Raw genomic sequence first — 13,248 nt, forward strand, 5'->3', positions numbered from 1 at the left:
CTCCAAATCAGAAGGAGGAAAACTATTTTAAGAAAACATAGCTCATTTTCTGTCTAATTATTTGACATTAGTCCAGGCTTCCCGTTATAGCCGTATGTGCAAAAGCTTGTCCAATCGTTTCACCACCTGCCAAGTTCTGCCAAATATCTAAACCATATTCTGCTGGGCCTAGTACAGGTGGAATGAAATTCTTTGCTACATTCTTGCTCACAGCGCCCGTTACAGCTTGACCATAGCCTTTTCCATTCCACACCCAAGGTCCTTTCCCGTATACTCCCCAATAACTAGCTACATTGGGGATGCTGTCGTCTAAACTTGAAATAGCACTACCTGCAGTCGTAAACACAGCCCCTATTAAAGCATTGTTTGTATAACCTGCAATCCGATCCAGCTCTGTTCTCGTTCCCTCGCTCATATTAGCTATTTCTGCCCGCTCTGCTGCTGATAGCTTATTGTAACCCGAATCCTTATCCCCAGCCCCAAGCTTACTGTTCGTCATCTTACTTACCAAGCCACCCATACCACTCGGAATAGACAAGCTAAGTCCTGCTCCTGAACCACTTATCTTGATGCTATTAAGGGCATTTATAGCTCTTTGAAGGGCCTCAAATACTGCGTTTGTATCCTGAAACAAAGCATTCGTATTACTCTCAAAGCTTTCAAAAGCCAAGAGCTTTTCATCTATCCCCTTGATACTGTCAGTCATCTGGTGCTCAAAAGCATTCATGGCAAAAATTGCGCCACTATAAGCAACCGGAGACAAGGTCGCAAGCATCGAGAGCGGGAAAGTTTGTAAGCTTTCTCTCTGACTGACCACTCTTCGTCTGGCTTCCTCCTTGGTCTGCTTCTCTGCTTGAAGTTGAGCCACGTCAATGTTCCCATAATGAGCAATTTGGCTGTCTTCATACTTATATGTAGCCAAGTCGGCTAAGCCATCTGAAATGCCTTCACTGGCTTTGTTCATGAGGGGATTCAAGACATTCAAGACATAGTTTTTGGCAGAGCCATAAGCTTTGCCTTTCAAGTCACCACTTTGGAGAGAGGACGTCAACTGACGTGTGGCCCTTTTCAAAGTATCCGTAACCCTTTGACTTTGCCTTAAGTTGGTCTCCATGGCTCTCATCAATGATGAAGATTCACTGACAATATATTTAGCGCCCATTTGTTTCTTCCTTTCGTTTTTGTCCTTCTAAGTCGTTCTTACGCGTTCTTCATTGGGAAAATGTACAGCTAGATAATCTTTTAAAACAAAAACTAGTACTACAAATGAAATCACTATATATGCTGTTGTACTGTTGAAGCAATAATCCACTGTTTTTTAGTGATATTTTTCATAGTCATCTATTCCTTCTTGAATATATCTTCCATCATTTGGATTATCTCCATAGTTCGTCATTTTCCAAATAAGTAAACCGCCTTTTAATGAAATATTGAATCCTACTCCTAATGATTATATACATTCATTTTTGAGAAAGTTCAGCTCTCTTAAGGGTATAAGCTGCTATCATCGTAGAACCTGCAAGAAGAGTACCTAAACCTTCAAGAGCATCAGCTATCAAGGTAATCGTCCCCCCCTAACATAAGCAGAACTCCATACACAAGTAAGAAAATAGACCAACCTCTACCTGACTTACTATTATATTTCGAGAACGCAAGCCATACAAAAATTATTTGAATTAAATTTATGAGTATCATGATTGAAGATATAGTAATGACAGTACTTTCTTCAACCCGAAGTTAATATACTTATACTTATCATTCTGGAAGCTCTGATAATAGCACTAAAAACAACAAATGTGAAGAGAATTGCCACGATTAAGTAAGCAATTTTCCCCTGACTCATTCCAACATTTTTTGTGAAAATCCATCGCCTTCTAAGTTTATAGGAATAGATTCGTAAAAGATTTTAACAGATGCTGTAAGTTGACTTCTGCTCCCTAGTTTCTGAAAACTAGCCTATACTTTTTCTAAAACTAGCATTACATCTGCTTCACTAGCTAAAACTTTCTTGGTATTCATCAAAAGCTCTCAATCTTATTTAGTTAAACTTGGCTCTAGGATTAGATTGTATATCTTTTCAATCGTTTCAGCTTTTTACCAAACTTTTGTTATTTTCATTTATCTTGCTTTTCTATTTATCTAAGTGTTGCTTAAACACACTTTTATTTTCACTATACCATTCTGTAATTTCTTTTTTAAATTTCAAAGTCACTTCAGATTCATATCCTGTATGTAGTAATCTGGCTATATCTGCGGCGTCAAAATTAAATATATTTCCTGAATGAATACCCAAAGGCAAATTAGTTCCAACATAATCTGAAATATGCAACTCTTTATCATCAGGAATCGTTGGATACCATCCCAGAACTACTATCTCAGATGAGCCTCCTTTTAACGTTACAACGCTTCCAATAGGTAATAATTCTACTTTCATTTCTCTCTCCTGTAATCATTATTTATTTCTGAAGGAACTCCAATATCCGTCCAACTAGCATCTTCTCCATAGAGATACTTTTGAATTCCTGAAACGAATGATTCCAATTTCTGTTTTTTTTCTTTACCAATAGTTGAGATTAATCTAGGAATTAATTCTTCAGATATTACTACAACAAAAGCTACTCTAAACCAAAATGGTAAGGGAATAAAAGAAGTCGCAATCAATACAATAACCGAAAATATCGGAAGTAAAATTTGATGGCTTCGAATTTTTAAATCCAAAATATCAAAATTTTGTTGAGAAATTTGATATTTTTTTTCAAAGTTAGCAATGCTCCGCCTTACTCTTTTATAACCTACAATACATCCCAAAACAATAACAACTAAATAAAGTAGAAGCATACCAAGATCAGTAAACCACCACAGATCTTTTTCAGTTGCAAAGTGTCTCACGAAAATAAACACACCTGATAATCCTCCTAAAAAAGTAATTAAAGAAAAATCTTTAGGTTTGAAATCTCTTATTTTTTCTACAAATTCTACATTTATCTTATATCCTCTCCAATTGGAAGTTTTCTTAAATACATTCCGTACTGGGAGATGTTTGACTAAAAAATATTGTTCATCTAAAGTTTTTATAATTGAGTAATATGACGTTTCTTTTACAGCTATAAGTTCAATAGGCGACCAATCACGTTCTCTTTCACGTTCATTTTGCAAAATTGACTTATCTAGCTTTTCTATTACTTGTTTTTTATTAACAAAATATTCTACTAAACCTATCAAACCCCAAAAGAATAAACCAAGTAGTAAGATAACAATAAAGATTATCATGCCTTCTCCTTAATGTCCATATGGATTATATGGAGGAATACTATTATTCGGTGTGTTACTATTCTTCCCATTAATCATATCGTCAAATATCTTGTCAGAGAAACTTTCTTGAATATCATATTTCTCTTGAAGCTCTTTTCTTTTTTTCAAAACATCTCCATACTGCTCAAACCAACTTCCTTTTTCATAGGAGGCGTCAATCAATGGTTGCATAAAAGCGCCCCCTGTATTAAGGGTGATAGAGTCTGATACTCCTGTAAGAATAAAACTTATAATCGCGTATTCTCCTGCGATATAAACACTATTTTGTTCATTAAGTTTCGAATAAAAATTAGGACCCATATTCAAATATGGCATAAATTTTCCAATCTTTTTTGCTGCCTGTACGAAAGAATTAGCATTAATCAAGTGTTCTAGTTCTTCATTAGAAAGTATAGTTCCAGAACCATAGTGATTGAGCATTTGTTTGAACGCTTCTAATGATTTGTCTTTAACTTTATCTCCAAATAAATCAAGAATAGCAGTAACATATGGACTCTCTGCTTCCTCTACTTCATACAATTTTTTCAGTTCTACATCCCCAGCCCCAAGCTTACTGTTCGTCATCTTACTTACCAAACCACCCATACCACTCGGAATAGACAAGCTAAGTCCTGCTCCTGAACCGCTTATCTTGATGCTATTAAGGGCATTGATCGCTCTTTGAAGAGCTTCAAATACTGCGTTTGTATCCTGAAACAAAGCATTCGTATTACTCTCAAAGCTTTCAAAAGCCAAGAGCTTTTCATCTATATCCTTGATACTGTCAGTCATCTGGTGCTCAAAAGTATTCATGGCAAAAATTGCGCCACTATAAGCAACCGGAGACAAGGTCGCAAGCATCGAGAGCGGGAAAGTTTGTAAGCTTTCTCTCTGGCTGACCACTCTTCGTCTGGCTTCCTCCTTGGTCTGCTTCTCTGCTTGAAGTTGAGCCACATCAATATTCCCATAATGAGCAATTTGACTGTCTTCATACTTATATGTAGCCAAGTCTGCTAAGCCATCTGAAATGCCTTCACTGGCTTTGTTCATGAGGGGATTCAAGACATTCAACACATAGTTTTTGGCAGAGCCATAAGCTTTGCCTTTCAAGTCACCACTTTGGAGCGAGGACGTCAACTGACGTGTGGCTCTTTTCAAAGTATCCGTAACCCTTTGACTTTGCCTTAAGTTGGTCTCCATGGCTCTCATCAATGATGAAGATTCACTGACAATATATTTAGCGCCCATTTGTTTCTTCCTTTCGCTTTTGTCCTTCCAAATCGTCCAAGTCTTTTTGAAGTTGGTGGAGATGTTTCTGACTCTCCTCTTCTAAGTCTGCCTCTAACATTCGCGTTTTCTTTATTGTTTCTTGGAGGAAGAGTTGTTCATTTTCAAATACCTGTTTGGCTTCAAAATCGTCTGAGTCTGTCCCTGTTTCATGATTCTCCATCAAGATTTCTTGTGTTTGTTTAGCAGTCCTTGAAAAGTCTGAGACCACTTCCAAAAACCCTTGCTTGATGCGATTAAAATCTTGAATTTCTTCTTCCTTAGACTGAATACTGCGAGAAAGTTCTATCTTTTTTTCACTCATCACAAGTCCTCCTAAAAAATAGATGATGATTTTGAAGAGCCAAAGTGAGGGGGAAGAACTTTCGTAATCATCTGTGAATCCTTTAAGTCATCTGCCTCTACTTTTTGAGCATAAGCGGGGACAGCTTTTGCTAATTCAAGCATTTTTTTATTGAGCCCCGCAACGCTTTTATAAACATTATCCGAAAGTTTCTTTCCATTCTTCATACTCCTAGGTGTACTACGGCTGACTCTTGCTTGGGCTGGGGAAAAACTTGTTTTCTGAAAGCCGCCAACAGCCCTAGAAGCCGCCCCTGTACTTGATTTAAATTCTGCCATTATTTCTCCTCCACTTTTCTAAACTTATAAAAAGGGTCTTCTTTAAGTTGTTCTTCATGGCTTAAAGTTTTTTCTTGTGTCTCTTCTAATGCATGCGAAACAATTTTTGGGGGAGGATTTTTTTGTCGTTCTTCCATTTCCGCCAAACGTTCTTGTATAAAGGCTGTTTCTTCTTCATCAATGCTGTAACCTTCCAAAACTACTTCAAGCTCCTGGCCCTTAAAAACATGAATACGATATTTCTCACCATAACCATAAGGGTAAGCAACCGCTTGATAGCCTGATGTCTGGGCATCCATAAAAGCACGGCCAATCACAACATAAACTTGCGTGTCTTCTTCTTCATTTTTCAGTCTAACTGCTGAACCTAAGGGAATTAATCGAGGTAATTCACTCATCTTCTCCCCCTCCTTTACTTGGCAATACCAACATACTTAAACTCTCATCATTGAGGTAGAACATTTCTTGTAAGGCAAATTTTCGCTTGCGTTCCTCCATGCTCAAATCTACCAGTGCTTGGCTTTGCATATCTCCTGCAAAAAGAATATGTTGTAGATTTTCCTTTATAGCCTTTGTCATGAGATTCATAGGACTACCAATGTTATTGAATAAGTCTAAAAGAATATATTGGGTATTTTCATTTGTCCCCTCTAAAAGCTCAATAAAGACTTCTGCTGTAACTTGAAGTTTAGCTAAAATTTGTGAGAGACCATTCAGTATTACAATTCTTTGTTCTTCTTTTTGTGATGTCGTTAAAGCTCCCAATGCTTCTCGAACATCAACACTCTGTTTCGTAATTTCTTCTTTACCAATGGCAAGTGAACTTGGTACATCGGCCAAATTACCGATAAAATCAATTTTTATGATATCCTCTTCAAAATCTGCAAGTTGTTCCGCAATAAAGTCTCCAAGGAATAAGGTTTGCTTTTTATTTGAAGCCAAGAGTGTCAAGGGTTGACCTTTGAAAAGTTCAAAAGTTACAGGCTGAGCATCACGTTTATTTAAACCTAAATAAAATTCCCCTTTGTCAGAAGTCTCAAATTGTTCAAAGTCAACGTATTCTCCCACCATCGGAATCCTCTCCGGCCTCTCTCCCGTCCATCCTTCATCCATAGTCTTAATCTCATGCTCAAGCACTTCCAAGAGTTGCGCCTCATTTTCTGCCTGAGCAGGCAGATAAATCTGCACAGACAAAGCCTCTTCCAGCTTAACTTGCCCACGTCCCTGAACTTCCACTTGTTCCAGTTTCTCACGGCCAATAATACTGCCAAGGTCTGAGTCTTCGTTAAGAAAGAGAGCCAGCTTAGTCTGGATATTAGCCATCATGTTCATCCGGATACCGTTATAACGTCCAGCTGTAAGCACAAGATAAATACCCAGAGCTTGACCTTCACGCAAGACCTGCATAAGAAGCTCATCAATGGCATCCTTGCGCTTGTCTTGCTGGGTCAGATTATCATAAGCATCAAGGATATTGACAAGGATGGGCAAGTGTTGTCCTGTCTTGCTCTCATACTGCTTAAGGTTGGCGACACCTTCCGTCTTGAAAAGGGCTTTACGTGTCGCAAGGGCAGACGAGATCCTACCCAGCATTTTGGATAATTTCTCCTCCTCTTCAAGCATGACCATATCCGCCACATGCGGCAGATTTTTAAGTGGCAATAAGCCATTCGTCCCAAAGTCTAGAAGGTTAAAGTGGAGGTGCTCTGGCGTGTTTTGTCTTGCCAAGTTCATCACAAGGGTTTGTAATGTGGTCGATTTCCCAAAGCCAGGGCTTGAGAAAATCACCGTGTGTGAGTGCTCTTCCAAGTCAAAGTTGTACACGTCTTGCCTTTGCGCACTCGGGATATCCAACAGGCCCAGAGGAATCTTGAGCTTTCTTTCATTGCTCGCTTTAACCCTTGGTGTCGCCAGCTTCTCGGGCAGATTAGGCAGCCAGGGCTGCTGGGGTTTTTGATAGTCAGAAGCTTCAAAGAGAGTCTTAATGGTCTTGATGACCGCACTCAACTGGCTTTCAGGCTCTTCCTTTTTGCTCTCTTGATCCACCGCTTCCTCCCGCGGATCATAAAGCAACTCGGCCTGGCACAACTCATTGATGGCATAAATCCGTTCGTCTTTAATCTCTTCCTTAGTCCCATCAGGAGTGTAAGCCACCCCACCATATCCCGACTGGAAAAGTTCATAAAGCTCAGACTCGCCCACACGCAGATAGCCACGTCCCGCTGTGGTGATGTGGGCCGCATCCACAGTTTTTATCAAGGCTCTAGAGTTATTCTCATCAGACATCTTAAGGGCTACTTTGGACTTGGAGTTGGCATCGATCTGGTCATTGACCACACCGTCAGGTTTCTGTGTCGCAAGGATAAGATGGACACCCAGTGAACGGCCGATACGGGCCACAGAGGTTAACTCGGTCAAAAACTCTGGCACGTTTTCTTTCAGTTCGGCAAATTCATCTGAAACCAAGATCAAATGCGGCAAAGCTTCTGTTGGATAAAGTACACCCTCCCGTGGATGATGGCGCTCACGATAGAGCTTCATGTAGCCATTGATATTATTCACACCATAGCTGTTGAAGAGGGCTTGACGTTTTTTCAGCTCGGCATTGATCGAAGCCAAAGCCCGCGCTGTCCCTGCCCCATCTAGGTTAGTGATAGCTCCCATGAAGTGAGGCAGGTCAGACAGTGTGTTGGCAATCCCGCCGCCCTTCCAGTCAATGATAAGCATGCCAATATCTTCCGGACTGAAATTAATGGCCAGACCTATCAAGTAGGTCGTCAAGAACTCTGATTTTCCAGAGCCCGATGTTCCTCCCACGATGGCGTGCGGTCCATGGACTTGCTCGTGTAAGTCCCAGTAAGAAGGCTCGCGCGCTCCCTTCCAGCCAATCATCGATTGGATGGACTTATTGGGCTGCGCTTGTGCCCAGCGTTCTGAGATGTTCAAGTCCTCTGTACGCTCAACCATGTATTGTTCCAACAAGGACAAGCGCTCCGGAATAGCATTTTTCTCTACTTCCATATGAGTCAATGCGCCCAGCTGGCGAAGCAGAATCTCGTAGCCTTCCTTGTCTTCTACTTCTGGATAAGGTTTGAAGAGCTGTTCCATGATTTTTCCATTGCTTTGAACCAAAATGCCAGCCGTCTGGTTTTTGACTTCAACCAAGGCTGTCACTGTTTCTGGCAGAAGTTTTTTGTCCTCCTTGGACCAAATGACTGTGACTCCCAAATCACTCATGTCCTCAGCCAAGAATGCATGGAGTCCATGGCCAGCCAGATAAGCATCCTCAAAGACTGTGAAGACAAAATGTGGCAGGAAGGTTGGTTTTTCGCGACCTGAAGCTTCCAGCTCTTGTTTTCGGGTCTTCAAAAGCTGGTAAAAACTTGAGAGGATCATATCGCGAGATTTGGCATTGTGGACCAGCCCCCGTGTGTTGATGGCGGCCATCTTGAAGTGAGGCACAAAACGCCATTGCTTCCAATAACTTTCATAGTCGCTTTCAGGCACTAGGGTGATGAAATTCACATCACGGTAAGAATGAAAGAAAGCCATTTGTAAGAGCAGGTGCGACACGGTTCTTTTCAAGTCCTCATAATTCCCCACAAGACCCAAGCTTTGTCTGTACAAGTCTAAGGGGATGGGCACTTCTTTTTGTTTGCTAAAGTGTGTCACTAAGCCCTTGACATGCTTGGCCCATTCATCCTCATCACGTGGGCTATAATCCGAACTCACCTTAAGACGAGATGGACGGCTTCCTGTACCGAGAGACACCTGCAGGAAATCTTTGTTATTGACCATCCGCTCGTAGAGTCTGGCATCATACTGCTCAATCTTATCCAAGAGTTGAGTGGGGCTGGGTTGCTGGTAATGGAGGACTTGATTTTCCTTGCGGTGCTTGCGGGCGATTTCGCTCGTCGTCTTGGTCACATAGGACTGATAGTTTGCCTCGCGCTCAGCTGCTCTTGCCTTCTGCTCTTTCTTATCTGTCCGATACTGGGTGACGGTAAAGACTGCGGTCATGGCAGCCGTAAGACCTGTAGCCACAAGCATGGCAGGGTTAGAGCCTGTCATCACCGAAACACCAGCCATCCCACCCAGAGTAATCAAGGGGGCCAAAATCGTTTTGACTAAACCATTTTTGATGCTTTCCTCCGGCGCATCCAGCTTTTGATAAGAAAACTTATCTTCTGGAACTTCAAGGTTCAAGCGTGGTGAACGGCGATACTCTGGAAAGTCTTGCGGTTTTTCCAGCTTTCTACGCACCTCTAGAAAATTTTGGACTTTAAAACTGACCTTATCTGTAAAGACCGTCACCTTCCACTGTGCAGGTCTGCGCTCAATCATCAGCTCAGGGGTAAGCAACTGATCCCCCACCTCCCACTTGAAACCTGTAGGGCTGGTAATTTTTTGATTTTTAAAATAGAGGAAATCCCCTTCCGGCTTAAGCAAGACCTGAGGGTTTTTAGAATCTCGATGATCGATGACGATGGTCGAGGCATCCTGTGTCTGAATCGCACAATTTCTGTGCGTATTACTGATGATAAAGTCCCCCTTGCCCAAGCGTAAAAAGTGGGTGTGCAGCTGTCTGGCATCCAAAACGAAAAATTCTCTCGCATCATCTTTAAGCTGAAATCTGCCATGCGCTGCACGCGAACCGCCAATCATCAGCGCCTCTCCCATGAGACCAACTGCTACCTCCTCATAGTTGTCGTAGAGATGCGATGCGCTAAGGGTCAGCCGCTCAAGTCGCGTGTTAAGAACATAGACCGCATAAAGAAGTGCTTCCGGATATGCGCCTTCATCCAAAAAATTCTGATTTTTCTGAGTCTGGGGAGGGATGTCAAATAAGTTTTTCATCTGCTTACTCCAATGCCTTGCTTAATTCTTGAATTTGCTTCTCGTAGTCTTCCAAGCGTTTTTGTTTTTCTGTACCCTTCATTTTCTTGTTAAGTTTTGTAGCCTCATAAAGGTCCGTATAGGCAAGGAGGGTCAACTGGTTATCCCCGATATTTTTTGCCAAATCCAGAGACTTTTCAAAGGCACCACGTCCTTGGTAGATCCAGAAGTCCAGTGTATTGTCATCGGTACTTGGTGCAATCGTGTTCAAGACTGCTGTCTTTTGCGCTGTGGTCAAGTGGGCGAGGTTGACTGAGGCGGCAGCTAAAACAAATCTTGCCTCCTTCGATAAGTCCTTGGGCTCATATTTTTCAAGAGCGCGAAGTGCTTGATCATAATGCTGGGTAATGAAGCTGGCTTGGGCACTTTGCACTGCTTCTGCCTTCGGCAAAGTCGTCGTTTTATCTACATAAGTGATGAATGCAAGAACTAGGGTAGCAAGCAAGGCTAAAGAGCCACCATATTTGAAGAGGCCATAACGGACTTTGGAGACCTGAGTTAGACTTTGAGCTTCGGTGGCCTGCACCTTCTTGTATTGCGTTTGAAGGATGTTTTGAATGTCTTCAATGCGTTCACTGCGCGCAAGGGCGGTTGAAAACTTATCTTTCAGACTGTTTTCCGCTCCCAAAAAGGCTTCAAATGAAGTTTTGGGGTATAGCACCGCAAAAACCAAAGCCTTATACTGTGTGAGGAAAAGTTCTGCATCATTTGCCATTGGCGCAAGACTGCTTTCAAATCCCCTGTGCACAAAGCTTAGATGCCCGTCTTTGAGGATGATATTTTCTGGATGCACAAAAGGTATCTGAAACTCCGCCTGCGCACCTGTGAGTTCGCTTAACTTTATAGCCAGAGCCAGACGACTTAATTCCCCTTGTGTATCCTTGATGAGGACGTTTAGGGTCTGTGTAGATGCCACGACTTGATAGTTTACACTGTAAGCAAAACGTTCATCCTGAGATTTCTCAAGTTGGACCTTCTGCTGGATGAAGTCTAAATCAATGTGAGTCACTTGCGCTCCGGTAAAATATATCCGCCAAGTGCTTTGGCTTGTGTCGAATTCTAATGTCGTTTGTCCATCAAAACATTTCATAATTTTCTCCTGCTATAATCTGGAAAATATCTCCATTGCTTATTTGTAATTCTTCCAAGGTTCGACCAGATGACAGATGAACGGGCTTTCCTTTGACCCTAAAGTGCCATTTTTTAGGCAAACCTTGCCCCCTTGAAGCAAATGTCTCTGTCAAAAGTTCTACTAGACGACGGGGCGTTATGTTTCCTGGCACCAGTACGTCCACCTGTTTGTGCATCCATTCTAAGCTAATCGCGATGTGCTTGTTCATATCTGTTTCTTTCTCCTCAAGCCCTTGGCCACAAAGTAGGTCAGGACCAGCAGTGGCAAGGCCGCAAGTAAAAGCAGCCAAAACGCTTGATCTTCAGAAGAAGTCCCTTGTTCTTTCGAAGCAATTTGACTGCCTGTGTAATCTTTAAAAAGTCCGCTTTTGAGGGCTTTAAAATCCCTAGTGTAAAGCGGGGCGGTATGGGTCTTTGTGAAATCTATCCTTTTATGGCTTTGACTGACCGTTTCAGACTGCTTTTTCTGATCCTCGACCCTTTTATTCAAGGTCTCAGAGAAAATCCGCCCCCGAATCTCAAAACGGCTGGTCCCTGTTCCTGTAGACTTCTGATTTGTAAGTACAGAAGTATCCAAGACCAGACGACCATCAGCCTGTGCAGAAACTGGGTGACTCAGAAGCAAGAAAAGCAATATTAAAACTATTCTGTTGTATTTCATCTTTAGTCCTATCAATATAAAAAGGCGCCACAAGGTGCCCTTAAGAAAATGCTTAGAAGCCAAAGCTTTGCGCATCTTGCGCATCACGCTCAGCAACAGTATCTGCGTATTTATTGAGCTGTTGGTTGATATTTTCAAGCAACTCTTCAAATTTTTGAACGTTTTGATAAAGCTGATTGTACTGTTCCAAATAAGACTGAAAGGCTTGCCCTTTCCATTGTTGGGCAATGATGTCGTTCATGCGATTCACCTCTTGAATGGCCGCTTCAATCGCATCTTTAGAGCGAATATAAACTTGCGCTTCTTGTTTGAGTTCTTCAGGCGTTACGGAAATTTGTCCCATAATAAAGCCTCCTTCAAATAATAATAGTTCACCTTTTGGGCGATAGAGTGTGTGAGAGGTTTGCCTCCAAGAGAAATGTAGGCGCTTTCTCACCCAAGGGATAGTTTAACACAACAAATTACGCTTGTCAACAATTTATTACTTTTCGGTTAAAATATTATTGCGTTTAGTTCGCGAAAAGATTTCGAACATTTCTCTGCTCGTAAGGGAGAGACCTTGTTCTCAACAAAAATATTTCAGCAAAAAAAAAAAAAACATCCTTAAACCGTATAATTTAAGGACCGGACCATTTTTTATCTGCATCATATGTTAAAGTTGAGCGTACTTGGTCAGCCCAAGAGGTCGAAAATTAAAACATCAAATTATAGACACGACGTCCACTTTGTGCTATAATTGCATACCGTAAGCACAAGAGGACTTGTAATGAATGCCTTTAACGATTATAGACACCATGTTCTTTTTATATTTTGACAATAGAGGAGGAGTTATGGAGAATAGAAAAGAACGTACAAAAGCACGGCTTCGTGATGCAATAACACAACTTTTGCAAGAAAAACCCTTTGACCACATCACAACAACTGAACTTGTGAAGGTAGCTAAGGTTAGTCGCAGTGGCTTTTATGCCCATTATCAAGACAAGTACGATATGATTGATCAATACCAAAAAACTTTGTTTAATACAATCGAATATGTTTTCGAAAAAAACAATGGTGATCTTTATAAAACAATGCTAGAAACTTATGAGTTCCTTGATAACAATGAAATTTATGCTGCTTTATTTTCAGAAAATGGCAGCAAAGAAATCCATCAGTTCATGCAAGCCCAGCTAAAAAACATTTTGGCACGTTCCATCTTGCCTCACAACCCTAAGCGAGAGAAACTGGACAAACTGGAAAGTATCTATATGACAAGCTACTATGCCAATGCTATTTTCGGTTTAACTCAAGCTTGGATTCGTCGCAAACGGAAAGAAACACCCGAACAAATTTCCGCACTGTTGATGGCTTTGATCGGCTGA

General features: G+C 41.4%; 13 protein-coding genes. 1 reads left to right on the forward strand and 12 read right to left on the reverse strand.

Going from position 1 to position 13,248, the window contains the following annotated elements; translation table 11 throughout:
* Positions 1–67: 67 nt before the first annotated feature.
* The 12 genes from NFR51_RS06340 to NFR51_RS06395 all read right to left on the reverse strand — a co-directional run bounded on the left by NFR51_RS06340 (position 68) and on the right by NFR51_RS06395 (position 12,233).
* Positions 68–1,162, reverse strand: a complete 1,095-nt coding sequence (locus tag NFR51_RS06340) for a T7SS effector LXG polymorphic toxin (protein WP_251712894.1) — start codon at positions 1,160–1,162, stop codon at positions 68–70.
* Positions 1,163–2,131: 969 nt separating this feature from the next.
* A complete protein-coding gene (locus NFR51_RS06345; RefSeq protein ID WP_251712895.1) occupies positions 2,132–2,434 on the reverse strand; it encodes a DUF4176 domain-containing protein in 303 nt (100 codons plus the stop codon).
* Entirely contained in the window at positions 2,431–3,270 is an 840-nt protein-coding gene (locus tag NFR51_RS06350) for a hypothetical protein (RefSeq protein ID WP_251712896.1), read from the reverse strand. The genes NFR51_RS06345 and NFR51_RS06350 overlap by 4 nt, the downstream gene beginning before the upstream one ends.
* A gap of 9 nt (positions 3,271–3,279) precedes the next feature.
* On the reverse strand, positions 3,280–4,539 hold the full coding sequence (locus tag NFR51_RS06355; protein ID WP_251712897.1) for a T7SS effector LXG polymorphic toxin: 1,260 nt from the start codon (positions 4,537–4,539) through the stop codon (positions 3,280–3,282).
* On the reverse strand, positions 4,529–4,882 hold the full coding sequence (locus tag NFR51_RS06360; RefSeq protein ID WP_251712898.1) for a hypothetical protein: 354 nt from the start codon (positions 4,880–4,882) through the stop codon (positions 4,529–4,531). Before NFR51_RS06360 ends, NFR51_RS06355 begins: the two co-directional genes overlap by 11 nt.
* Positions 4,883–4,893: 11 nt before the next feature.
* Positions 4,894–5,199, reverse strand: a complete 306-nt coding sequence (locus tag NFR51_RS06365) for a hypothetical protein (protein ID WP_251712899.1) — start codon at positions 5,197–5,199, stop codon at positions 4,894–4,896.
* Positions 5,199–5,597, reverse strand: a complete 399-nt coding sequence (locus tag NFR51_RS06370; protein WP_251712900.1) for a DUF4176 domain-containing protein — start codon at positions 5,595–5,597, stop codon at positions 5,199–5,201. Before NFR51_RS06370 ends, NFR51_RS06365 begins: the two co-directional genes overlap by 1 nt.
* Entirely contained in the window at positions 5,590–10,056 is a 4,467-nt protein-coding gene (gene essC, locus NFR51_RS06375) for a type VII secretion protein EssC (protein ID WP_251712901.1), read from the reverse strand. Before essC ends, NFR51_RS06370 begins: the two co-directional genes overlap by 8 nt.
* Before the next feature lie 4 nt (positions 10,057–10,060).
* The gene (gene essB, locus NFR51_RS06380) at positions 10,061–11,185 is read right to left on the reverse strand and encodes a type VII secretion protein EssB (RefSeq protein ID WP_251712902.1); all 1,125 of its coding nucleotides are present in this window, start codon (positions 11,183–11,185) and stop codon (positions 10,061–10,063) included.
* Positions 11,172–11,435: an EsaB/YukD family protein gene (locus NFR51_RS06385; RefSeq protein WP_251712903.1), complete on the reverse strand. Its 264-nt coding sequence runs from the start codon at positions 11,433–11,435 to the stop codon at positions 11,172–11,174. The genes essB and NFR51_RS06385 overlap by 14 nt, the downstream gene beginning before the upstream one ends.
* Positions 11,432–11,887, reverse strand: a complete 456-nt coding sequence (locus NFR51_RS06390; protein WP_251712904.1) for a hypothetical protein — start codon at positions 11,885–11,887, stop codon at positions 11,432–11,434. Before NFR51_RS06390 ends, NFR51_RS06385 begins: the two co-directional genes overlap by 4 nt.
* A 52-nt stretch (positions 11,888–11,939) precedes the next feature.
* On the reverse strand, positions 11,940–12,233 hold the full coding sequence (locus NFR51_RS06395) for a WXG100 family type VII secretion target (RefSeq protein WP_202230120.1): 294 nt from the start codon (positions 12,231–12,233) through the stop codon (positions 11,940–11,942).
* Positions 12,234–12,717: 484 nt separating this feature from the next.
* Here NFR51_RS06395 and NFR51_RS06400 point away from each other — a divergent pair, with 484 nt between their 5' ends.
* Positions 12,718–13,248, forward strand: coding sequence for a TetR/AcrR family transcriptional regulator (locus NFR51_RS06400; protein WP_251712905.1), 531 nt, complete (start codon positions 12,718–12,720; stop codon positions 13,246–13,248).

Source organism: Lactococcus ileimucosae (assembly GCF_943193185.1).
In the GTDB taxonomy this organism is placed as follows: domain Bacteria; phylum Bacillota; class Bacilli; order Lactobacillales; family Streptococcaceae; genus Lactococcus; species Lactococcus ileimucosae.